General features: G+C 57.0%; 17 protein-coding genes and 2 pseudogenes. 7 read left to right on the top strand and 12 right to left on the bottom strand.

Going from position 1 to position 23,420, the window contains the following annotated elements; all coding sequences use genetic code 11:
• Positions 1–2: 2 nt before the first annotated feature.
• Together CHB69_RS00095 and CHB69_RS00090 are read right to left on the bottom strand one after the other, a co-directional pair.
• Positions 3–1,145 carry an NAD(P)H-dependent flavin oxidoreductase gene (locus CHB69_RS00095; protein ID WP_067182388.1) on the bottom strand — a complete coding sequence of 381 codons (1,143 nt, stop codon included), beginning with the start codon at positions 1,143–1,145 and terminating at the stop codon, positions 3–5.
• A 50-nt stretch (positions 1,146–1,195) separates the two neighbouring features.
• Positions 1,196–1,924, bottom strand: coding sequence for a FadR/GntR family transcriptional regulator (locus CHB69_RS00090; RefSeq protein ID WP_011415894.1), 729 nt, complete (start codon positions 1,922–1,924; stop codon positions 1,196–1,198).
• Positions 1,925–2,125: 201 nt separating this feature from the next.
• On the opposite strand from CHB69_RS00090, the gene CHB69_RS00085 reads away from it, so the two are divergent.
• From CHB69_RS00085 to CHB69_RS00065, 5 genes are all read left to right on the top strand, one after another.
• On the top strand, positions 2,126–3,388 hold the full coding sequence (locus CHB69_RS00085) for a cytochrome P450 (protein ID WP_006834190.1): 1,263 nt from the start codon (positions 2,126–2,128) through the stop codon (positions 3,386–3,388).
• A 28-nt stretch (positions 3,389–3,416) separates the two neighbouring features.
• A complete protein-coding gene (locus tag CHB69_RS00080) occupies positions 3,417–3,743 on the top strand; it encodes a 2Fe-2S iron-sulfur cluster-binding protein (RefSeq protein WP_006834191.1) in 327 nt (108 codons plus the stop codon).
• Positions 3,744–3,811: 68 nt separating this feature from the next.
• The gene (locus CHB69_RS00075; RefSeq protein WP_067182385.1) at positions 3,812–5,023 is read left to right on the top strand and encodes an acyl-CoA dehydrogenase family protein; all 1,212 of its coding nucleotides are present in this window, start codon (positions 3,812–3,814) and stop codon (positions 5,021–5,023) included.
• 18 nt (positions 5,024–5,041) lie between these two features.
• Complete coding sequence (locus CHB69_RS00070; protein WP_067182382.1) at positions 5,042–6,112, top strand: acyl-CoA dehydrogenase family protein; 1,071 nt, start codon at positions 5,042–5,044, stop codon at positions 6,110–6,112.
• Between the two features lie 166 nt (positions 6,113–6,278).
• Positions 6,279–9,011, top strand: coding sequence for a TonB-dependent receptor (locus CHB69_RS00065; RefSeq protein ID WP_067182380.1), 2,733 nt, complete (start codon positions 6,279–6,281; stop codon positions 9,009–9,011).
• Between the two features lie 214 nt (positions 9,012–9,225).
• On the opposite strand, the pseudogene CHB69_RS00060 reads toward CHB69_RS00065, so the two are convergent.
• From CHB69_RS00060 to CHB69_RS00050, 3 genes and pseudogenes are all read right to left on the bottom strand, one after another.
• Positions 9,226–9,480 (bottom strand): annotated as a pseudogene (locus CHB69_RS00060) (integrase core domain-containing protein); the annotation flags it as partial.
• A gap of 18 nt (positions 9,481–9,498) precedes the next feature.
• Positions 9,499–10,639 (bottom strand): IS3 family transposase gene (locus CHB69_RS00055; RefSeq protein WP_089213974.1). Its coding sequence is split into 2 segments (ribosomal slippage): positions 9,499–10,399 and positions 10,398–10,639, totalling 1,143 coding nucleotides; the frame shifts between segments, so codons are not numbered across the junction.
• A gap of 60 nt (positions 10,640–10,699) precedes the next feature.
• A pseudogene (locus CHB69_RS00050) lies at positions 10,700–11,309 on the bottom strand (transposase); the annotation flags it as partial.
• Between the two features lie 545 nt (positions 11,310–11,854).
• On the opposite strand from CHB69_RS00050, the gene CHB69_RS20440 reads away from it, so the two are divergent.
• Complete coding sequence (locus CHB69_RS20440) at positions 11,855–12,031, top strand: transposase (protein WP_228766238.1); 177 nt, start codon at positions 11,855–11,857, stop codon at positions 12,029–12,031.
• Positions 12,032–12,237: 206 nt separating this feature from the next.
• Here the strand turns inward: CHB69_RS20440 and CHB69_RS00040 are convergent, their stop codons facing one another.
• From CHB69_RS00040 to CHB69_RS00015, 6 genes are all read right to left on the bottom strand, one after another.
• Positions 12,238–12,867, bottom strand: coding sequence for a TetR/AcrR family transcriptional regulator (locus CHB69_RS00040; protein WP_082737149.1), 630 nt, complete (start codon positions 12,865–12,867; stop codon positions 12,238–12,240).
• A 932-nt stretch (positions 12,868–13,799) separates the two neighbouring features.
• On the bottom strand, positions 13,800–14,129 hold the full coding sequence (locus CHB69_RS20845) for a DDE-type integrase/transposase/recombinase (RefSeq protein WP_474949025.1): 330 nt from the start codon (positions 14,127–14,129) through the stop codon (positions 13,800–13,802).
• Positions 14,130–15,364: 1,235 nt separating this feature from the next.
• Positions 15,365–16,615 (bottom strand): NAD(P)/FAD-dependent oxidoreductase, encoded by a 1,251-nt coding sequence (locus CHB69_RS00030; RefSeq protein WP_067186978.1) that lies wholly within the window; start codon positions 16,613–16,615, stop codon positions 15,365–15,367.
• A 306-nt stretch (positions 16,616–16,921) separates the two neighbouring features.
• On the bottom strand, positions 16,922–19,108 hold the full coding sequence (locus tag CHB69_RS00025) for a TonB-dependent receptor (protein ID WP_170935377.1): 2,187 nt from the start codon (positions 19,106–19,108) through the stop codon (positions 16,922–16,924).
• Positions 19,109–19,155: 47 nt separating this feature from the next.
• Positions 19,156–20,817 (bottom strand): class I adenylate-forming enzyme family protein, encoded by a 1,662-nt coding sequence (locus tag CHB69_RS00020; protein WP_170935376.1) that lies wholly within the window; start codon positions 20,815–20,817, stop codon positions 19,156–19,158.
• On the bottom strand, positions 20,814–21,656 hold the full coding sequence (locus CHB69_RS00015) for an alpha/beta fold hydrolase (protein WP_067182368.1): 843 nt from the start codon (positions 21,654–21,656) through the stop codon (positions 20,814–20,816). Before CHB69_RS00015 ends, CHB69_RS00020 begins: the two co-directional genes overlap by 4 nt.
• Before the next feature lie 130 nt (positions 21,657–21,786).
• Here CHB69_RS00015 and CHB69_RS00010 point away from each other — a divergent pair, with 130 nt between their 5' ends.
• The gene (locus CHB69_RS00010; protein ID WP_082737146.1) at positions 21,787–22,575 is read left to right on the top strand and encodes an SDR family NAD(P)-dependent oxidoreductase; all 789 of its coding nucleotides are present in this window, start codon (positions 21,787–21,789) and stop codon (positions 22,573–22,575) included.
• A 10-nt stretch (positions 22,576–22,585) separates the two neighbouring features.
• Here the strand turns inward: CHB69_RS00010 and CHB69_RS00005 are convergent, their stop codons facing one another.
• The gene (locus tag CHB69_RS00005; protein WP_089213972.1) at positions 22,586–23,317 is read right to left on the bottom strand and encodes an IclR family transcriptional regulator; all 732 of its coding nucleotides are present in this window, start codon (positions 23,315–23,317) and stop codon (positions 22,586–22,588) included.
• Between the last annotated feature and the right edge of the window lie 103 nt (positions 23,318–23,420).

The following is a 23,420-nucleotide window of genomic DNA, read 5'->3' as shown; positions in this document are numbered from 1 at the left end:
CTTCACTTGTAGGTACCGGCGGACGCCAACGCCTTCTCGGCTCCATCGACCAGGTCGCGCATCACTTCGGCGGCAGGTCGGATCGAATCGATCAGGCCGATGCCTTGCCCCGCGAAGCCGGGGATGACATCCTTGCGCTCTGCCTTGATCCCGGAGGCCATGACCGGGCCGGAGATCATCGACTGATAGGGCATCGGCAGAGGTTCCTTTCCGGCCTGCACCCAGGCGTCGGCCCATTTGTTACGGATCATGCGCGCCGGTTTGCCGGTAAGCGATCGACTAACGACCGTATCGGCATCGCCGCTTTCGGTGATCGCCTCTTTCTGGAAGCGCTCGATGCCCGCTTCCTCGGTCGCGAGAAATGCCGTGCCGACCCACGCGCCCTCTGCCCCCAGCATCATCGCAGCGGCAACACCCCGGCCATCCGAGATACCGCCGGCCCCAAGGACAGGAACACGATCGCCAACGGCGTCGACCACCTGGGGAATCAAGGAAATAGTCCCGATCGGCGAGTTGTGACCTCCGCCATCGTGCCCTTGCGCGACGATCATGTCGATGCCCGACCCGACGACCTGTTCGGCGTGCTTGACCTTGCCGATCACCGCCATGACCTTGGTGCCATTGGCATGGAGCCGATCCATCCACGGTTCAGGATTGCCAAGGCCGGCAGCATAAACCGGCACCTTTTCCTCGATCACCACTTCCATCTGCGCCTCAAAGAATTCCTTCGAGAACAACTGCGGGCCGCCCTTGCCCATTTCAGGCGCGCCCGCCGCCCGCATGGCGGCGGCAGCATCGACCTCCGGAAGCTCTTCACGATCCATGAAGTCGCGCGCGAACTGCTGATATTCACCCATCAGATCCATGGGATTTTGGGGTGCAGCACCGCTTTGAGGGGCAGAGCCGCGCCTGACCGACGCGGGGAGCAGCGTATCGACACCGAAAGGTTTGTCGGTCAATTCCCGGGTCTGGCGAATCCAGTCACGCAACTGATCGGGCGAACACGCCGCGGCACCCAGGACCCCGAGCCCGCCGGCATTCGAAACCGCAGCCGCCAGCGCCGGAACGCTCGCTCCGCCCATCCCGGCAAGCAGGATCGGGTACCGGATCCCCAGCATTTCGCATATTCGGCTCTTCAACGCCATTCTTCCTCTCCAGCCACTTGCCTAAACGCACACTCAAACTATTGAAAATTCTACAGCTGCCCCCATCGCACCCGCTGCGAGACCAGCTCGGGACTGCGCTCCGAAAGATAGACGGCAGAGCCGGCCACCAACCGGCTCATTGCTTGACGGGCCGCGGCGCTGTCGCCAGTCCGCACTGCCTCGAGCACCCGCACCAGAAACTTCATCTGCACCGCCCGTTCCTGTGCCGAATATCCCAGCGAATGGGAAAACTCGCGGGTCAACAGATGCATCGCAGAGGTCAGCAAACCGAACAGCGGATTGCCGCTCGCCCAACCCAACAAGTCGTGAAATCTGCGATTAAGTTCCTCGAATTGATCAGAGGCTTCATGATGCCTCAATTCCGCCAGACACCCTGCCAACGCGCTGAGATCAGCGGTAGTTGCACGCTGGGCTGCATACCCTGCGACATCGGGAGCAATTGCTTCGCGCAATTCAAGCAAACCACGCAAATCGGCTTCCATGAAATGCAGAATCAATGACAAACTGCTTGCAAAATCGCCGGTCTGCGGACGGGCTACGACGGGACCTCCACCACGGCCGAGCTGGAGATGGATGACCCCTTGCAATTCCAGGAACCGCAAAGCCTCCCGCAAAGTTGCGCGCGCAACCTCGTAACGCGCGAGCATTTCATCCTCGCGCGGAAGCCTGTCACCCGGGTTATGGCGACCCGCCTCGATGTCCCGCACGATGCTTTGCGCAAGAGAAAGGGCACGCTTGGCCTTCTTCACCGCTGGCATCCGCCACTCATCAGCACACCCGCACCTCTCGAATAAACAGTATAAGGATATTAGCCAACCTTCGCTGGATCGGCACACTATCCGATGGGATTGGTGTCTGCAAGGGACTAAAAGAGTATACGATTTATTGACTGCACGAGATTTCTCGCTTATGGAGGACTGAAGGCCGATCAGGCCTGAGATGTAGAAGGAATAGTTCTTATGGACAGCCAGATCGCCGAGCCGGATGCCGCGGCGAGGATCGCGTCAATTCCGATCGAGGAAATCGACGTGGCCCGGCCAAGCCTGTTTCAGAACGATACCATCGGTCTATTTTTTGACAGGTTGCGCGCCGAAGAACCTGTGCACTACTGCCGCGAGAGCTATGTCGGCCCTTACTGGTCCATTACCAAGTTCGACGACATCATGGCGGTGGACACCAATCATAAGGTCTTCTCTTCGGAAGCGAAGCTAGGCGGAATTGCAATCCAGGACATGCATTCGGTGGAAGGCGCGCTCGAACTTGAAATGTTCATAGCGATGGACCCGCCCAAGCACGATCAGCAGCGCAAGGCGGTGACTCCGGCAGTGGCTCCGTCCAACCTGCAACTGCTCGAGCCGATCATCCGCAAGCGCGCGGGAGAGATTCTCGATGAACTCCCGATTGGCGAAGATTTCGACTGGGTGGATAAGGTTGCGATCGAGTTGACGACGATGACGCTGGCAACCTTGTTTGATTTCCCTTGGGAGGAGCGGCGCAAGCTGACGCGCTGGTCCGATGTAGCAACTGCGGCACCTGAAACCGGGATCGTCGAATCCTACGAGGCGCGGCGCGAAGAACTCATCGGTTGCGCGATGTATTTCAAGACTCTGTGGGACGAACGGATAAACGAGGAGCCGAAGAACGACCTCATCTCGATGATGGCTCATTCTCCCGCCACGCGCGACATGCCGTTCCTCGAGTTTCTCGGCAATCTTATGCTGCTGATCGTCGGTGGAAACGACACAACACGCAATTCCATCAGCGGCGGCGTGCTCGCCTTGAACCAAAGCCCGGACGAGTACGCGAAACTCGACGCGGATCCTTCGCTCATTAGCAAAATGGTTCCGGAAATCATCCGTTGGCAGACCCCCCTCACTCATATGCGCCGCACCGCGCTGGAAGATTGGGAGATCGGCGGCAAACAGATCAAGAAGGGCGACAAGGTGGTGATGTGGTACCTGTCAGGCAACCGCGACGAGAGTGCTATCGAGCGCGCGGACCAGTTCATCATCGACCGCAAAAATCCGCGCCATCACCTCTCATTCGGCTATGGCATTCACCGCTGCATGGGAAACCGGCTCGCGGAACTGCAGCTGCGGATCATCTGGGAAGAAATTCACAAGCGCTTTTCCCGGGTCGAGGTTACAGGTGAACCAGAGCGTCTTTTTTCAAACCTCGTCCGCGGAATCACCAGGCTGCCGGTGCGGCTCCGCGCCCGCTGACTCTCGAGATCGAAATGCGGAGTTCAAGATGATCAAAATTACGTTCGTGGCTAGCGATGGTGAGCGACGGGAGGTCGAAATAGAAGAAGGCGAGACAGCCAGGGAAGCGGCGCTATACAATGACGTGCCGGGTATCGATGGCGATTGCGGAGGGGTATGTGCTTGCGCGACCTGTCATGTGCATGTCGATCCCGAATGGATCGACAAGGTGGGTCGGCTTATGCATGATGGAATGGAGGCCGACCTCTTGCAGTTCGCCGAAGGCACCACTGAATACAGTCGCCTTGCCTGCCAGATTCCGATGAAGCCGATGCTGGATGGATTGGTTCTTCACCTACCCGAACAACAATACTGACGGAGGGATTTTCGTCCCCGTAGCCTACATTCTTATCTGTCTTTCCTCGATTCTTTGAGAAAACGCCCATGGCCACACAAATTGAGCCCGCAACCCAGACCGACGAAAACGCCTTCCGCGCGGAAGTGCAGCAGTTTCTGGCGGACAATTTTCCCGCCGAACTCAAGGGCCAGTCCAACGCACTAGCCGGCGTGGACGGCCCCACCAACGAAACGCCGACGCAGACCAAGTGGCGCGAAGCCGTGGGCGCGCGCGGCTGGGGCACCCCCACCTGGCCGAAGGAATACGGCGGCGGCGGCCTCACCAAGGCGCAGGCGAAGATCATCGACCAAGAATTCGCCAAGGCGGGTGCCTACAACCCGATCGGCGGCATGGGCGTCATGATGTTCGGCCCGACGCTGCTCGAATACGGCAACGAGGCACAGAAGCAGGAGCATATTCCGCCGATCTGCCGCGGCGAAATCCGCTGGTGCCAGGGCTATTCGGAACCCAATGCCGGTTCCGACCTCGCCAACCTCCAGACCTTTGCCGAGGACAAGGGGGACCACTACCTCGTCAACGGCCAGAAGACCTGGACCAGCGGCGGCCAATGGGCCGACAAGTGCTTTGCAATTGTGCGAACCGACAAGAGCGACAAGCACAGGGGCATCAGCTTCATGCTGATCGACATGGACACGCCCGGTGTCGAGGTTCGCCCGATCACCATGATCAGCGGGACCAGCCCGTTCTGCGAAACCTTTTTCACCGACGTGAAGGTGCCCAAGGAAAACCTCGTCGGCGAGGAAGGCCAGGGCTGGACCATCGGCAAGCGCCTGCTGCAGCACGAGCGCACCAACATCTCGGGCGGCGGCAGCCTCGCCCGTCTGATGGGCCAGAGCCTTGGCGATATCGCCAAGAAGTACCAGCCGACGGGCGCCGACGGCGAACTCGCCGATGCGGTGCTGCGCGACAAGATCGCCGATTTCGAGATCCGCTGGAACAGCTTCCTGCTCACTGCGCGCCGCGCGATGGAGGAAAGCAAGGCGGCTGGCGGCGTCTCCGAAATCAGCTCGGTGCTCAAGAAGCTCGGCACCAAGCTGAGCCAGGAACGCAGCGAATTGCTGATCGAAATCCGCGGCCTGCAGGGCCTCGGCTGGGAAGGCGACGGCTTTTCGGACGGGGAGCTCGAGGCCGTGCGGGCGTGGCTCTTCGGCAAGGCGACCACGATCTACGGCGGCTCGACCGAAATCCAGAACAACATCATCGCCAAGCGCGTGCTCGGCATGCTCGACCACCAGTAAGAGAGGGGAGCAAGGACAATGGCCGTTCTCAACGAAGAACAGGAAATGCTGCGCGACATGGCGCGCGAATGGACCGTCAACGAAAGCCCGGTCACCGAATTCCGCAAGGTCCGCGCCAGCGGCGAGCCCGAAGCCTTCAACCGCGACGCCTATGCGACGATGGCGCAGATGGGCTGGGCCGGGGTCATCATCCCCGAAGAGCACGGCGGTTCGGACTTCGGCTTCCTGTCCGCGGGCCTCGTCGTCGAGGAGCTCGGCAAGACGCTCACCGCGAGCCCGCTGGTGATGAACACCGTCGCGGCGAGCGCGATCGTTCTGGGCGGCAGCGACGAGCAGAAGGCAAAGTGGCTGCCCAGGCTGGCGAGCGGCGAGGCCATCGCCACCCTCGCCATCGACGAAGGGCCGAGCCACGATCCTGCGAAGATCGAGACCAGTGTGTCCGACGGCAAGCTGAGCGGCACCAAGGCCTTCGTCCATGAAGCGCATGGCGCGGACCTGTTCGTCGTTGCGGCCAAGGACGGGCTCTACCTGGTCGAGAAAGGCGACGGCGTCGCGCTCACCACCCGCAAGCTGACCGACCAGCGCAGCCATGCCGACGTCACCTTCGACGGCGCGGCGGCGGAGAGGCTCGCCAATGGCGGTGACAGCCTGCTCGATGACGTGCTCGACCGCGCGCGCGTGCTCACGGCGGCCGAAATGCTCGGCATGGCGCAGCAAGTGTTCGACGACACGCTCGACTATCTGAAGCAGCGCGTGCAGTTCAACCAGGTGCTGGCGAGCTTCCAGGCGCTGCAGCACCGCATGGCGGACCTCTTTGCCGACCTCGCGCAGATGCGTTCGGCGGTCGAGGCGGGCCTCCAGGCCGTCGACGGCGGCTTCGGCGTCGCGCGTGCGGCGACCATTGCCAAGGCGGAGGCCAACCGCGTGATGCACAAGATGGCGAACGAAGGCATCCAGCTCCACGGCGGCATCGGCATGACCGACGAATACGACGTCGGCTTCTACCTCAAGCGCGCCCGCGTGCTCGAAGCGAGCTTCGGTTCGTCGAGCTGGTTAAAGGACCGTTTTTCCAAGCTTTCTGGCTACTAGAAACCTGCATGTAGTAACCTGCATGGCATTTTTGCCACATGCTTGTCGACAATGTGAAATAATCCGTCAATTCATCTACCAAGTCTTGAAATTAAACGCGCTTATCGGCATCGTTTCTAACATCGACTAGTGCCTAGGATGGGGCACATTCTTAGAGGAGAGGCACATGAAAAGATTTCCATCACGCCACCATTGCGCCCTTGGTGCATTGGCAGCGGCACTTGCCTTCACACCGACAGCCGCCTTCGCCCAGGATGTTGGCGAACCCGATGCGGATCTGGTTGAAGGGGCCGATGTCGAAGACCAAAACGTAATCATTGTTACCGCGCAAGGGCGATCGCAGGTCTTGGCGGATGTTCCAGTCGCCGTGTCAGCTGTTTCCGGAGAAACCCTCCAGAATTCGGGCGCCAGCGACATACGTGAGCTGAACCAGGTTGCACCGTCCCTGCTGGTGTCTTCCACCGGCAACGAAGCTAACGGTTCCGCGCGTATTCGCGGTATCGGCACGGTCGGCGACAACCCTGGTCTGGAAAGTTCGGTCGCGGTTTTCGTCGATGGAGTCTATCGCTCTCGTTCGGGAAGCGCCCTGAGTGAGCTCGGCCCTATCGACAGGGTCGAGATACTTCGCGGTCCCCAAGGTACTTTGGGCGGGCGGAACTCGTCGGCAGGCCTGATCAATATCTATACCGCACCGCCCGAGTTCGATTTCAGCGCATACGGGGCCTTCACTTATGGCAACTATGATGCGATCCGCGTCGAAGGCGGCATAAACGCTCCGCTTGGCGACAGAGTAGCTGCGCGCGTTGACGGCGTGTATTTTGAGCGCGACGGCTTCTACAACGATATTACCAATCGTGGGACGATCAACAATCGCGATCGTTATCTGGTCCGCGGTCAGCTCCTGTTCGAACCTAACGACGACCTGTCCATTCGCCTTGTCGGGGATTATTCCAAAAAGGACGAAGCGTGCTGTGCCGCGACGTTCGTCCAGCCCGAGTTTGCTCCGCTTGCACGGATCAGCGCTGGATTTGATCCCTTTACGAGGCCATCGGATGGGGCCGCCCTGACGAGTACCGCAAATCCGATCGTTCCCGTGTTGCTTGCGCTTGGGCAGGATCCGCGTGCCCTCACCCAAGACACATTCAACCGCGACCTGTACCCTACGCCAGGCAGAAGCTATGAAGGCGAAACCGAAGACTACGGTATTTCGGCTGAGATCAATTGGGATTTCGGGAACGTCACGTTGACGTCTATCACGGGCTACCGTGAATATGCCAACAGCCAGGGATCTGACACCGATTACACTACTGTCGATATTCTCTACCGCGCTCCGACCGAGAATGCTCTTGCTCGAGACTTTGAAACATTCACTCAGGAACTGCGCCTTACCGGTGAGGCCTTCGATGGCAAACTGGATTGGTTGATCGGCGCGTATTACGCCAATGAAGAACTGCAGGTGCGTGATAATCTGCGGTTCGGCACCCAGTACGGCAATTTCGTAGCGTGCCGCATCGCGATCGCGATCAATCCGGCTTTGGTCAATCCGGGGGCTTCCAATTGCCTGGGTGCCAACGTGGCGGCATTGGACGGTACGCTGACCGGAAGCCCGGCATTCGGCGCTGCAACCCCGGCGATCCTCGCAGGTATCAACAACCTTGCAAGCATCAGCGATTTGGGAACGGTCAGCGAGGTCTACAATCAGACGAGTGAGAACTTCGCGTTCTTCACGCATAATATCTTTGCGATCACGGATACGCTCGATTTGACGCTGGGGCTTCGTTATACGAACGAAACCAAGGACTTCGACGCAACTTTCCGCAACGACAACACGGTTTGTCCGACAAACCGCAATCTGCTCGGAGGCTTTCTGGGTGTTCCGACTTTGGCACCTCTGGCCGGTGGTATCATCAGCCTTTCCTGCCAAGGCAATTCGACATCGGAGCTCGATGGAGTTTCTCTCGAAGACTCGCGCGAAGAAGAGGAGTTTACCGGCACGGCTATCCTGAGCTGGAAGCCAACTCCCGATCTGCTAGTCTACGGTTCGTATTCACGCGGCTACAAGGCGGGCGGTTTCAACCTCGACAGGTCTGCACTGTCAAATCCGCTTGCGTTCGATCCGGCCAATATCTCGGCAGCCGCGCTGCAGTTCGATGAAGAAACAGTCGATGCATATGAGATCGGCCTCAAATACTCGACACGCGAGTTCGGGGTTAGCATTGCAGGCTTCCGGCAAGAGTTCAGTAACTTCCAGTTGAACACGTTCAATGGGGCGTTCTACATCGTGCAGACGGTCAATAGTTGCGATAGCGATCTCGGCGGGGCCGACAGGGACGCAAGCGCGACAACCGGAGCATGCTCTTCCGATGAAGTTGCACCAGGTGTGATCGCTCAAGGTGTCGAGATCGAAACCTATCTACGGCCCGCTCGTGATTTGGATATTACCCTTGGCGTCACCTATTCTGATACGAGCTTTGAAGACAATCTTATCGGGGACGATACCGGGGTACCGCTCGACCCCGCACTACGCTTGCTGCCAGGCGACAACCTGTCGAATGCACCAGAGATCGTGGCAACATCGTCGCTTACGTGGACGCCGCCAATCGGCGACAGTGGGCTCGAAGGCCTGGTCTTCGTGAACGCTCGTATGGCTGGTGATTACAACACCGGTTCCGACCTGATCTTCGGCAAGGAACAGGACAGCTTCGTCGTAGTGAACGGGCGTGTGGGTCTAACCAATATTGCGGATCGCTTCGCGATCGAGGGATGGGTCAATAATTTGTTTGACGTTGGGTATACGCAGGTGGCCTTCAACACGCCTTTCGTGGCTCCGCAACAAACGTTCTCCGCTTTTCTTGCGGAACCGCGGACTTACGGCATCACCGTGCGCGGCAAGTTTTGAACTTACTCGCTAATTGCAAGAGGGTTCGGCGCTTCGCTGTGTCGAGCCCTCTTTTTCGAACTTTTATTTGCTCACGACTAGGTGGCGTCCGAACAAAAGTTCCGTGTGCTCAATATCGTCGATGATGTGATAGGGAGAGGCCGGCAGCGGTGTTCGCTGCATGAATCCCTCTTTGCAGGGACTGACGTGACCCCCAGCTTTCGCCCAGCTGGGATTAGGGCCTAGTAGCGGCATTGTTGCGCATGAGCGCGGCTGAAGCAATGGGCTGGGTAGCGGTGCCCGTAGGGCGTAGCGAGGCAGGCCATTGGTTATTCAGTCGGGCGGCGAACGCCGCCGAGCTTGCGTAGCCGAGGGCTGAGTGTGGTCGCTCCCGAATGTAATCTTCAACCCCAACCCGAGATCTCGACGTGGCATGCGCGAGGCTGAGGAACAGCGTTTCGTTGAGCAGCTCGTCGCGCATGCGGCCGTTTGAGTAGCCCCTAGTTTTCTAGACGCCTTCGGCTTTCAAAATCTGCTGCCGTTCGAACTCGACGGGTGACAGCATCCCGTTCCTGACATGTTTGCGCACCGGGTTGTAGAACATCTCGATGTAATCGAACACGTCCTGCCGGGCTTCCTCGCGAGTTTTGTAGGTACGGCGCCGGATGCGCTCACGCTTGAGCGAGGAGAAGAAGCTCTCGGCCACGGCATTATCGTGGCAGTTGCCCCGTCGGCTCATCGAGTGCTCAAGATTGTGAGCCCGGATGAAGGCGGCCCAGTCTATGCTGGTGAACTGCGAGCCTTGGTCCGAGTGGATCAGCACCCGTTGCTTCGGTTTACGCCGCCATACCGCCATGTGCAGTGCCTGCAGCACCACATCGGTGGTCTGGCGGCTTTGGATCGACCAACCCACCACACGGCGGGAGTACAGGTCGATCACCACTGCCAGATAGGCAAAGCCTGCCAGGGTGCGGATGTAGGTGATGTCTGTTACCCAGACCCGGTCCGGCGCAGCCACGTCGAACTGGCGATCCAGAGTGTTGTCGACCACCAGGGACGGCTTGCCACCATGGCTGCCCGGCCTGCGCTTGTAGCCGATCTGTGCCTTGATGCCCGCCAGCCTGGTCAACCGGGCAACGCGGTTCGCGCAGCAGGTCTCGCCGTGATCAAGCAGGTCATCGTGCAGCTTGCGGTAGCCATAGACCTTGCCGCTGTCGTTCCACGCTTGCCGCAGCAGCTCCGTCTGCCGGGCATCTTCCCGGGCCCGCTGGCTCAGCGGGCTCTTCTGCCAAGCATAGTAGCCACTCGGCTGCACAGCGAGGCACCGGCACATTGCCCGCACGCCGAAACGATCGCGATGCTCGGCAATGAACGCGTACCTCACTTTGCATCTCGGGCGAAGTACGCGGTGGCTTTTTTAGGATGTCGCGCTCCTCCGTCACCCGGGCCAACTCGCGCTTCAACTGGCGGATCTCGGCATCCTTGCTCGCATCGCTAGACACTTGCCTGCCCAGCTGTCGCTTCCACGCATACAGCGAGTGCTGGCTGACACCGAGCCGCTGCGAAACCTCGGCTACCGGATATCCACGCTCGGTGATCTGGGCCACCGCATCGCGCTTGAACTCATCACTGAAGTTGGGCTTCCCCATCGTCGCCTCCTGTCCTCAAAATTAGGATAGAAGGCGTCCAGAAATCTAGGGGCTACTCATCCACCGCGGATTCGGCAGAGCCAGGACCGGTGCTGGCGCTCTGGTTCGCATAGCCCGCTTGCGGCCGCGTCGCCACCTGACTGCTAGTCTCTCTTACTGATATAGGCGCTGGGTCTTCTTCCGGTTGATCATGATCCCCTCCCGACGCAGCAGGAAATGCAGGCGGCGGCAGCCGAACCAGCGACGCTGGTTGGCCAGTTCGCGCAGCTTTTCGCGAAGCTCAGCGTCAACGTCCCGCGTGGAACGGTACCGCACACCCTTGCGATCGGTATCGATGACCCGGCACGCCCGCCGCTCGCTCATCCCATGGCAGTCCCGGAGATGAGCCACAGCTTCGCGCTTCGCGCCCGGCGGCAGAATTTTTTGCCAGGAGATCCTTCAGCGCCGCTTTGTCCAGCATTGCATCGGCCAGCAGACGCTTCAACCTCGCGTTGTCGCTTTCGAGTTCCTTCAGCCGCCGAGCCTCCGAAACCTCGAGCCCGCCATACTTCGACTTCCAGTTGTAGATCGTCGCTTCCGCTATACCATATCGACGGGCCAAATAGGCGGTCTTCGCTCCAGCTTCGGCCTCCTTAAGCAAGCCAATGATCTGCTTTTCGGTGAACCTCAGTCACTTCGTCTCGTCCGTCCTTCCAACAGGGCCGGTCTCTCGTCCAGATCGGAGGAAAATCAGGGGGCCACATCACACTCGGCCACAGCCTCACAGCTTCACTCAATGCAGGCGTTTCGTCCAACGTTTGCATTGCCTTACGATGGCACCCCTCATTTCGCGCGGACTACTGCGAAGCTTCAGATCGTTGTTTCAAACGCCAGCGAAATGGCAAGCCCTCGTAAGACATAGCCTGCCTTGACCGTATATTTCAGCTTGGAGGCGCTATCGAGATTAATGAGACGTCCATCATTCCTTGCTGCAATAGCTGAGTCGAGATGCGGCTCCTCCGCCCTCACCCGAGAGGCGATAATAGGGACGGAACTATTTTCACCTATCATAAATTTAGTGTCGCGCCCGGGGAGCTACCCTTCCGACTTCGGTCGGCGGCCACACAACTTTTCACGATCGCCACCACCTCGTCTAGGCACCCAAGTATCTCTCGGGGTACTGCACGGCAAAGTCCGACTGGGATTGCGCGAAATCATCTGCCAGGTCTGCCCCAAATGGGCGCGAAGATTAGCAACTGGTCCTTGTCCCGCGACTGCGGGCATATGTTCGTCAAAATCCCACCACAATTCTCGGTCGCTGATTTCGTGCGCCAGGCCAAGGGGCGCTCCTCGCGCAAAATCCAGCAGGAGTTCGAAAACATGCGCAAGCGCTACTCGGAACAGCGCTTTTGACAACGCGATTACCTCTCGACCACCTCCGGCAACTTCACCCAATGACATCTTCAAGCGCTATTTTGACCGGCGTACCCACAAAAATGGCTTCAGCCCCTCCGCTTGAAGCTACGGGCGTCAGCCGGTCAGTCATTCAGAGCGGACTACTGAGCGTGACCACGGTTGCCGGCCATTTCGATCCCCCAGCAACGACTGCTGAATCGCTGTCATCCCGAGGTAAGGAACATAATTTGAAATGCTTTATTATAATCAGTAAGATCTTCCCTGGGTTCGGATCGCGAAAGAACGTTTAGGCCAATTATCTGACCAAGAGCCATAGTAGCAATTCGACGTGCATCGACTTCGCTTTTTCCAAGTTCGATGTAGGCATCTGCAATTAACCGAATCCGTTCTTGATCGACACGTTGGGTTGTTTTTGATGCCGCTTCAGAAACCCGGGCCCATTCTTGCAGGGCCCGCTCAACCGGTCCACCAGGGACATCGTACCTTTGATTAAATGCTAAACTGAAAAAATATCTTAGACGATCAATAGGATCGCTGAAACTGCGATTGGCGGCACGACCAATTATCCTTGTTGCAGTTTCGTACCAATATGAGAGGGCATCATTCAAAAGTGCGTCTCTTCCTTTAAAATGCCAATAAAAACTACCCTTTGTAACATTTAAATCTTTAGCAAGGGATTCTATTTGAATATTAGCGACACCCACCTCGCCAATGGTTTTGAGGGTGTGTTTTAGCCATGCGTCCTTCGATAGTTGCTTAGAATCGCCACTCTTACCCTTATCGTTAAGCATATATGTCCCAATATCTAATCTCGTGCCCAGCCAAGGTTGCATGATATCCGCTGGTTCGATAGGTAAGATTACACCCAAAACGCGTTTTCGTGCAGGAGATAAACTTTAAAGCAACGCGTCGACTCACCCCACTTTGCGACGACTGCGACGAAGTCCGGTGCATTTCTAGTATTGCGCAGAATGAGCTAAGATTGCGTGAACAAGTGAATTGTTGAGGTCCGCCCGATTTGGGGCCCAGATCCCCTGTATGGTTGAGATGAGAGTAACCACTCGGCGAAGAGGGGGCACTTGCGCAATTTTTCCCATATGGTCCTTTCTGAGGCTCGAAGTTGCCGTTCTGCCTTTGTGTACCCAGTCTGTTTCAATATCCGACGGCTTTTGATCAGCTCACGAGGTCGCCTTGCCAGAGCTATGGGCAACATGGGGGCTGGCAACGGTTGGCCACTGATAGCCCGGTTGGTTTATTGGGTCCACGTGAGATAAATCAAGACGAAACGAGCTCGTTGGCGGCATACTATCGAATCGCAGGAGACTTGAAACGACTCCTGGAAACACCAACGCAATTTTTTGGAGGGATCACGCCCCGCCTTTTGTGATCATCTTTCATGAAGGTAGCTGACGAGACCCCCGGCTGTCCCCCAGTTGGGATTAGAGCCATTCGGTTGCTTATACTCCTACCGAACCTTGGACCACGCGGGCCTGGAGTTTTCCACCTGGCTCAGGTCCGGTGGGTTGGTCGCACCGGCTGAGTTTGGCAGCAAGATCGGAGGGATATTCCAGATCGCGCTGTGCGGTCGCTCTTCGTCGTAGTGTCTACGTTACGCCTCCAGCTTTTCGCAAGCACCTTGCACAGCCTTCGCTGGTTTCCGGCCTCGTCGTGGTTGAGGATGCGGTCGCCCCCGCTCAGGAGCCCAGGCTCGAACGGCTTATCGATGCGGCACCGCTCTCGCCCAGCAACAGGAAGCGGTGCGCGTTCAAGCATTCACCCGTTGCTTGCTGTTGAACGCTTCGATGAACACGTTATCTGCGGGCTTACCAGGGCGAAAGAAGTCCAAGGTAACACCGCGCTGGTAAGCCCTCCGATCCATGTCTCGCGAGATGAACTCGCTGCCATTGTCCACCCGTATCGTCTTTGGATAGTCGATCTTCTGGCAAGCCTTTTCAGGCGTTGCGACCACATCTTCCCCCGGTAGCTGAACCGCGGATCGATCACAGGTGACAGACGCGAAAACGTGTCGACTACCGTCAGGATGCGCAGTTTGCGACCAGTCGCAAGCTGGTTTTGAACAAAGAACATCGCCCACACATCGTTCGGCCGGATCGCCATCGATCGATCCTCCCGCAGCTTGGCCTTCACCCGACGCTTGGACCTCTCGTTCCTGAGCTGAAGACTTAACTCCTTGTAAAGGCGATAGGCCTTCTTCATGTTCACGCCCCAACCGTGGTGGCGAAGAATGTAGTACACGCGCCGATAGCCGTAGCGGACATGCGTCTCGCAGGTCTCCCTGATACGCTCCTTCAAAAAATGACGGATCGTTGCGGCGGAACCAGTAGTGATAGGTCGAAGGATCGAAGTGCAGTATGGCACATGCTCTGCGGATCGTCACCTGCAAGTCCTGCCGAACCTCGTCGTTGATCTCGCGCTCTCGATCCGGCCTCAGAGCTTACGCTTGATGACATCCTGATGCATCGCACGATAGAGCGTCAGGTCTGAGACGATCTGCTTCAGCTGCCGATTCTCGTCCTTGACCTCGCGCAGCCTCCGCACCTCCGACGGCAAAAGTCCGGCGTACTTCTTCTTCCAATTGAAGTACGTCGTCCGGCTTATTCCGCCTTGCGGCAGATCTCCGCCACCGGCGTCCCTTCCTCACCCTGCTTGATGACGAACGCCTTCTGCGCGTCCGTCAACTCCGATGCCTTCATGCCATAACTCCTCGGCCAGCCAAGGATATCTACGGCAGAAAAGTCTAACCGCGAATGGTCCAGGATTCAGGTGGCAGAGTAGCCCGTGCCTGGATCGAGCCGCTGCCTTGGGCGAGGACTACAATCGGGAGAGAACGCAACTGTTCTGGTGTACGCAAATCCGGCGGCGTTCGGCGCAGAACTGATAACGCAACAGCTATTCCCGCAACGCCCAACTGGCTCCGCTAAGGCGCCCAACACTTCAACCGAACACATGCGCAACGAAGCGGTTTGACTTTGATTTTTTCCCGAGCAAATTTTGGGAGCTACGTTAATCAGCATCCGGTGTATCAAATGCCGAGACAACCGTTGCGCGGCCAACCGCGTTATCGGACGGATTCAAACGAGCCAGGTTGAGTGCAGGTCAACGGGCCGACCGGCCCCGGGTATCCGGGGATCAGCCATTTCATGCTCGCCACCGGAATATGTCGCTTCGACCATTTCTTGGTTGAGGCTTTCGTTCACCTTCGCCCCATTCAACACCTTTGCGTTCAATTATAATTATCCCTAATACTTTGATATCAGTCATCGATTGGGAGAAAACGATGTAGCCATTCACAATAGTCGTCGTGAGTTTTCACTTTTTCTCACCTCTCAGAACCGATATGAGATTCTTCAGCGGCGTCTCAGAGTCAACCAGCGCCTCGACCGCGACTTCTGCCCTTGCCTCCACTAGCTTAAGGCCTTGGACGTAGTCTTTCATCGCATTTACACAGTCGAGTGCGATGACCTTACCCCGTTTTAGGTAGATCACCGAAAAGCTTCGTTTGAACGGATCACCGCGTAGAACGGTCTTGTCATGGCCTGCAGATAGGCCAGCCGTCTGTAGCCTCAAGTCGTATTGATTGGACCAAAACCAAGGGGTCGCTAAATAAGGAACTTGGCTTCCGCACAGGTTTTTCGCAACTGTATTTGCCATCCCACCGGCGTTTTGCACACTCTCAATCCGGATCATCTTACCATCGGCAAAACTGTTGGCTTGAAGGGCGACATCGCCGATGGCGTGGACATGCGGCAGACTTGTACGGCAATACTCGTCGACGGCCACGCCATTAGGCGTATCGGCGCCAGCTGCGGAAAGTTGCTCGACGACGGGAACAATGCCTATGCCGACGATGACCATGTCGCAGTGGATAACTTCACCATTATCCAACTTCACGCCGGTGGCTTTGGTACCATCCCCTTGAATGCAGTCGACCACTGTATTGAGTCGAACCTGCACACCGTGCACTCTGTGCTGTGCCTCGAAGAACCGGGAAATCGCTTCGCACGCGACGCGGGCCAATACGCGTTCCATTGCTTCGAGTAACACGACAGTGCAGCCAAGTTTGCGTAGCACGGCTGCCGCTTCTAGTCCGATATAGCCGCCGCCGATCACCACGACCCGCCTCGCTCCGTTACCGAGTTGGCCCGTGATTGCGTCAACATCCCCCTTGTCGCGCACGGAGTGGATGCCTTGGAGGTCAGCGCCTTCGCAAGTTAGCTTGCGTGGTGAGCCGCCCGCGGCCCACACCAACTCTCCATAACCAAACGTTCGGCCATCCTGCAACGCAACGGTGCGAGCATCGGCATCAACCGCGACGACTTCACTACCAAGCATCAGGCGCACCTGCTTGTCTTTCCAAAAGCTGACGGGGCGAATCAGGATGCGTTCGAACTCTTTCTCACGCGCGAGATATTCCTTAGATAGAGGTGGTCGTTCGTAGGGTGGTTCTTTGTCTCGCCCCAACATGGCTATGGTGCCTTCAAAGCCATTCTGGCGGAGCGCCAGCGCAGTCTGGGCGCCACCGTGCCCAGTACCAACAATCAGCACGTCGAAACGATCAATCAACGCCGGTCCTCCTCAATGATTGGGACGCTCGATCCCGTCTGATGCTCAAATTTCGGCATCTGGCAAAACAGCCGAGAAGTCTCGGTGCAATTGCCGGAGCTGTGGGGCTCGTCGTTTCGGTCATAGTTCATGGATGGGGCGCTTTCTGGTATTACCAGCCCCGCCTGGTCCGGACATGTAGCGCCCCTACAGCAATCACGGCAATGCGTGAGTAGACCGCCTACTCCAATGACGTGACCCCAATCGAGGTGATGCTGGAGAGTACAGCTTGACTTTAATTCAGCGTTCCCTCCAGCCGTCAGGTTAGAATCTTAATTCTACACTTGCACCTATTTCGCGTGGGCGCTCATAAATGATGTATGCCCCGAGCGGACCCGGTGAGATCTGTTGAGCCACCGCTTCATTCGTAAGGTTCTTGGAGTAAACCCGGAATGTCAGATCATCATCTGGGCTAATCCAGCCGATCTCGGCTGAAAGCAGTTCATATGAATCCTGACCGAAAATGTTGAGGTAGTCGTAATAAACCTCACTCGAATGAAACAGGTTGCCGCCGATAAATGCTTCACCCTGAAACGCATCGAAAGTGTAGCGACCACCCAGCGTCAAAGTGAATTCTGGCGTACGGACAAGTTGATTTCCTGATGCGTCAGCCGAGGCAACCATGTTTCCCCCACCGGGCTGAGGAATGAACACCTGCGCACTTTCAAATTCATCGTAGGTGGCATGCGTGTAAGCCAGGGCAGCTCTCAGATTGAGGCCTCGCGTGGGCTCTGCTGAAAGTTCAAGCTCACCGCCGTAGATTTCCGCGCTTGCAGCATTCTGAAGAACGAAGGAATTGTCCGCCGCCCGCGCGGTAACTTGCAGATTGTCATAGGTATAATAGAAGGTCGCAAGGTTTGCGCGTAGCCATGGGAATGGATCGGATTTGATGCCGAATTCCAGTGCTTCGATGGTTTCGGGTTCGACAGCAACGCTGGAAGCGCTGAACGTGTTAAACGTGCCGCTCTTAAAGCCTGTCCCATAGGTCGCATAAAGGTTCAGGTCAGGTGAAGCTTCATACTGGACAGCCACCCGATAGGTAAACTTATCGAAATCTTCTTCTGCATCGGAGAAGAGCTGATTCCCGTTAATCCGTTGAGAAAACTTTCGTGTTTCAGTGGTGAACCGCCCGCCCAGAGTTACCGAAAGCCTTGGTGCCAACTCATAGGTTCCTTCGGCGAATGCCGCTATCGAAGAGTTCTTGACTTCAGGTTCAATCGTGATCGGCGTAACAGGGGTCGCCGTATCCTGGCGATTTATTAATATGAGCGGCTGCTCGCCCTCAAGCTGGTAGTAATAAACGCCGGCAGTCCAACTTAACGGACTGGCATTGTCCGAAATCAGACGAAGTTCCTGCGTGAATGTGTCGGGCTTTACCCGCATGTTCGTTTCACCAAGGAGGATGTTGGTGGCATCGGAATCTGCGATCTGATGGACGCGCGTCTTCATATAAGAACTAGTCGATTCAAGCATAACTCCGCCCAGATCAATCTGCCCCTTCAGCGCAAGATCGAGACGGGTGAATTCCGACAAGCCCGGTGTTCCAAAGGCGAAGTTCGAGATTTCCCAAGGCTCGTCAGAGATGATCGCTCCGGCGAATTGTGCGCCACGGGTGTTGCCTTCAAAAGGCTGGGCGGTCGCCGCAGTTTCTTCGTGCGTATCGACGTAGGCAACCGTCAGAACGAACTCAGCATCGTCGCTAGGTTGAAACAACAGCTTGGATCTGATGGAAGCAATTTCGGTATCGCCGACTGTGCCGCCGCTGACCAAGTCAGTCGCGTATCCATCTTGATTTCGGTACAGTACCGCCAGATCGGCAGCGATCGAGTCTGTCAACCCGCCGGTTGCATAGGCGCGGATGTCGAAATTGTTCGAGTCTTCGCGCAGTCGGCCCCAGCTTCCCCTTACCCAGGCCCGTGGCGCGAACTGCGGATCCGGCGTCACGACGTTAACCAAACCGCCGGTCGCATTACGACCGAATACCGTACCTTGCGGTCCGCGCAATACCTCTACCCGCGAAACTTCGACGAGATCAATCTGTGTCGAATAAGGATCGCCTTGGTACACCCCATCGACATACACGGCGACGTTCGATTCATCACCCACTGAGGTGCCGCTGGATCCTACGCCACGGATACTGGGCTGCATCACGTTCTGATTGCGCCCGCCATTGAATCCGGGCACAAGCTGGTTGAGTGAACGGACCTGCTCGACGCCGGATGTCGTCAGCGCTTCGGTAGAAACTGCCGTCACCGCGACTGGCACTTCCTGCAGGCTTTCCTCACGGCGAGTGGCGGTAACGATAATCGTCCCATTGCCTTCCTCAGCCTGTGCCTCGGTCGCTCCTGCGAACTCGCCCGCTTGATCCTCAGATGCACCCTGCGCAAAAGCTGCGGCCGGGCAGAGCAAAACCGGCAGCGCAGCCACCGTTGTTAAAAAGTATACTTTCATAAAACCTCCCCAATTTGGCATAATAAAATTAGCAATCTATTCCTGTATTACTTTGCAGTAATTTTATTGCCTTGCTTCCTCAAAAAATCTCTAGCCAGTTTCTCGAGCCTCTTTTTGTCCGGCTTGCGTGCGGGCGTCTTTGGAAGCTCGTCAAGCAAGACGATTGCTCGCGGAATCTTGTAGTTGGTCAGGTGCTCGGCGCAGTGATTTAGGAGTGTCTTTTCAGTAATCCCGGCCCCCTGGTCGATTGCTACAAAAGCAAAGGGCACTTCACCCTTGCGATCGTCAGGCACTGAGATTACAGCCACATCCGTGACCTCCGGAACTTGGGAAATTACTTCCTCGATCTCGCTGGGATAGACATTAAATCCCGCAACAATGAGCATGTCTTTCTTGCGGTCGACGACTGTCAGAAAACCATCCGAAGTCAAACATCCGATGTCCCCGGTGGGGAGCCATCCGTCATCTGCACATGGTGGAAGGCCCATGTATTGCTCAATGACACGTTCTCCGCGGATCAAAATTTCACCGTTCTCATTCGGATCCAGCCGCTTGCCACTTCCATCGAGCGCAGCAATGGCCACCTCGATACCGGGCAATGGGAGGCCAGCAGTGCCGTACTTGTGCGAGCCGTCGAGTGGTTGCGCCGTCAGTGGGCCGCCTTCTGTCATGCCAAATGCCTCGAGTATCGGAAGGCCGGTCTTGGCCTCCCAACGCAGAAGGGTTTGCCGAGAGAATACCGAACCGCCGCCAGGGCACAGCCACAGCGCAGATAAGTCGGCATCAGGGGCTGCAAGGAGTCCCTGATAGATAGCCGCCGGACCACCGCTGAAGACGCTGACCCTGTGCTTTTCCATCAGACCTGCCGTGACGTCTGGCTGGAAGCGCGGAACGATTACGAGGGGAGCGCGCCCATAAACAGGATTGAAGCACCCCATGTGCAGGCCCCAGACATGGCTGACGGGGGCAACATTAAGCCAGACTTCTTCGTATAGGCGAGTAGGCCAAGCGGTTTGCATTGCCTTGATGCAGCTCATTTCCGAGCTTTGAGAGCGCCGGACACCCTTCGGTGCGCCCGTCGATCCACCCGTAAACATGATTATACAGGGGCTTTCGCCCGTTATTTCGAGTCCCGGCCGCTCTGGCGGCGTTTCCAGCAACTGCTCGATCGCAATGCCGCCCTCGCCCACGATCGCTAGTGGTTTACCAATGCTGCCGGCGGTGGCACCGGCGACCGTGGCGTTCTGTCCACCCGCCAGAACGAGATCGGGCTCCGCAATCCCGAACAACACTCCAAGTTCGCGCGGCGTATATTCGGCATTGACCATCGAAATCTCGGCACCAGCGCTCAATGCAGCGAAAATGGCGACGTTTGCCTCGATAGAATTCGGGATGGAAATCGCGACACGGCCTGATGGCGGGACAATCTCGCCAATGCGCGCAGCGAGACCTGCAACCGCAGAACCGTACTGCTCGTATGAGAGTTTTCGATCTCCCTCAATCAGTGCCAGCTTTTCAGGACAAGCTTCTACCGCGTCCCAGAACATGGTCACGACATCACTATATTCTTCGCGCAGGAAAGCTCGATCGCCTTCACTGAGACGACGAAGTATCTCGGTTCTGGTTTTCGACATCTGCATAAATACCATTTCGCCGGAAACTGTGTTAAGGATTTTGCGGCCAAGAAATACGGCTAGCGAGGATTTCAATTGCGACGGAGAAATGCGCGTATTTGGTCCAGAAACTGATGCTCACGCTCTAGCTGGACCCAGTGGCCGCATTGACCATAGACATGCATCTCGGAGCGCTTGAGGTGTTCGTGCATTCGCACTGCAACATGCAATGGAATCATCTTGTCTTCGCGGCCGTGCAGAATCAGCGTTGGCGCATCGATAGCTTTCAACTGCTCCAGCGGAATGCCCTTGACGATTCGTGGACCTTTCGATGCTTGATCAGCGCCAGGCTGCAGCTTGCGGATTGTCTCTTTCCCGCTGGCGATTTCCGCCACACGCAGGCGCGCGGCCACTGCCTCGTCGGTAACTATTGACGGATCGTATGGGAATGCCTTCATCATAGCGCGCATGGCGTCCATGCTGGGCTCGAAGGATCGGCTGTCCGCCAATCCCTGCGTCTGCTCAAACTCACCAGCCGGTGTGCCCATAAGAATAAGCGAGCGCACCTTGTCGGAATGAAAAGCCATCATTCCCAGCGCGAGGGCACCACCGAAGCTGTTGCCGACCAGCGTTACGCGGTCGAGGCCAAGGGCTTCTATAAAGCCCGCCAGATGCCGCGTCCACAGTTTGATGCCCGGCTTCTCTCCTTCAGGCAGTTGGCTAAAGCCGAAGCCCACGATGTCGGGGGCCAGAACCCTGTGCGTTTCCCCAAGTTTTGGCAGGATTCCTCGCCAGTTTTGCCAGGCGGTCACGCCCGGACCCGAACCGTGAAGGAGGATGACGGGGTCACCTTCTCCACAATCGTGATAATTTGTCTGGATACCGTCGACGTCTATCGACAACCCGATATCGGGAAGCTCCGTATTACCGGGCATACCTCTCTCCAAAGCAGCATTTCGCCAAATTCTTCTTCCTTGTCTGTTGCGAGGGACCTTGGAAGATGTCAATACGCTGGAGTATGGATGGTTGATCTGAAATAGACAAAAAACCAGAGGGTGAGAATTGATGGGAAAACTTTCGGGCCAAACAGCGTTAATCACTGGCGCGGCTTCAGGTATCGGCAAGGCAGTGGCGATACGTCTCGTCGAGGAAGGAGCGAATGTAGTTGCGTTGGATCGCAATGCCGACGCTCTCGCGGATTTGTCGGATCACTTGGGGGATCGGTGCTCTGTCCTCGCGGGAGATTGCACAGAGGCTGCGATCTGCGAAGCGGGCGTCGAACTTGCGCAGGAAAAATTCGGAAAACTGGACACCACGATAGCGAACGCCGGCGTTTACGACTGGTACAAGCGTATAGATCGCATGAAAATGGAAGACGTGGAGGCAGCGTTCGAGGAATTGTTCCGAATTAATGTGCTGTCGACTTTGCTCTTGGCGCGAGCTTCCGCAGATGCGTTGCGGAAATCCACGGGCTCTCTGATAGTGACCTGCTCCAATGCTAGTTTCAGAGCTGGCGGCGGTGGCACATTGTACACTGCCAGCAAGTTCGCACTGCGGGGCATAGTTTATCAACTTGCTTATGAATGGGCGCCGCAAATCCGCGTTAACGGCGTTGCTCCTGGCGGGACTGTCACGGGCCTTTCGGGATTGGACACACTGGAGAGCGCATCGCGTCGTCTCGATTCCGAACAGCGCACAGTTGAAATGGTGGCGAAGGCATCGCCACTGGCAAGGGCGGCAGAGGCGGAAGATCATGCCGGATGCTATGTGCTTCTCGCGTCACCTAGAGATGGAGTAAACCTAAATGGAACGATCCTGGTCAGCGATGGCGGATTGATCTCGCGAATGGGTTAGGCCGAGCACTTCAAGTCTTGTTACTTCGCTTCTCGCGAACCTCGTCCCCTGGCATTCGCAAAACATCGGAAACTGCCTCTGCCGCTTCAACGATGCGCGGAAAAAGCGTCAGCAAATCCTGTTCCGCTTTCTCGGGATCAACGTCGTTGCAGACCTCGGTGACTGACACCGCCGCCAACAGGCCGGTCCTGCCCCGTATCGGCACCGCGAGGCAGCGCAGCTCTGGATACATCTCCCCTCGATCTATCGCCCATCCCTGTCGGCGTACGCCGTTGATTTCTTGTCTCAGGTCATCGACATCGAATATTGTGTTGTCCGTAAGAGGAACGAAATCGCCCAAGGCAAGATAGTCTTCAAGCCTGTCCCGTTCCAGTTGAGCAAGCAGGGCCTTGCCAATCGCTGTGCAGTAAGCCTCGAGCTCGATCTCCTCCCGAGAAGGAGACCGTCGGCACCCGGATTCGGCCTTGACCAAATAGCGTACAAGATTGTCACGAAAGACGCCCAGATGCACCGTACGCCTGCAAGTCTTGGCGAGGTCTGCCATAATGGGCCGGGTTGCAGTGGTAATAATCGAATCGATATCCGCACGTACCGCTATTTCCACGCTGGCGATGCCGAGAGCGTATAATCCTCGACGTTGCCGGATTACAAATTTGCGCTCGACCAACGGCCTCAAGAGCCGGTGAGCTGTAGAAACGGGAATGCCGGTATGTTCGCAGATTTCCCTTAGAGTCTGATTCAAAATTATCGTTCATAATTTCATAGCCTTGCGATGCGGCGAGTGAAGAGTTGTATCGAGGCGACGAAGAGCCATGCGGTTGCCGATGCGATGGTCTGTTCGAAGT

It is taken from the genome of Sphingopyxis indica, assembly GCF_900188185.1.
Lineage (GTDB): Bacteria > Pseudomonadota > Alphaproteobacteria > Sphingomonadales > Sphingomonadaceae > Sphingopyxis > Sphingopyxis indica.
Note: the sequence above shows the minus strand (reverse complement) of the source record. Positions and strands in the feature narration are given on the sequence as shown.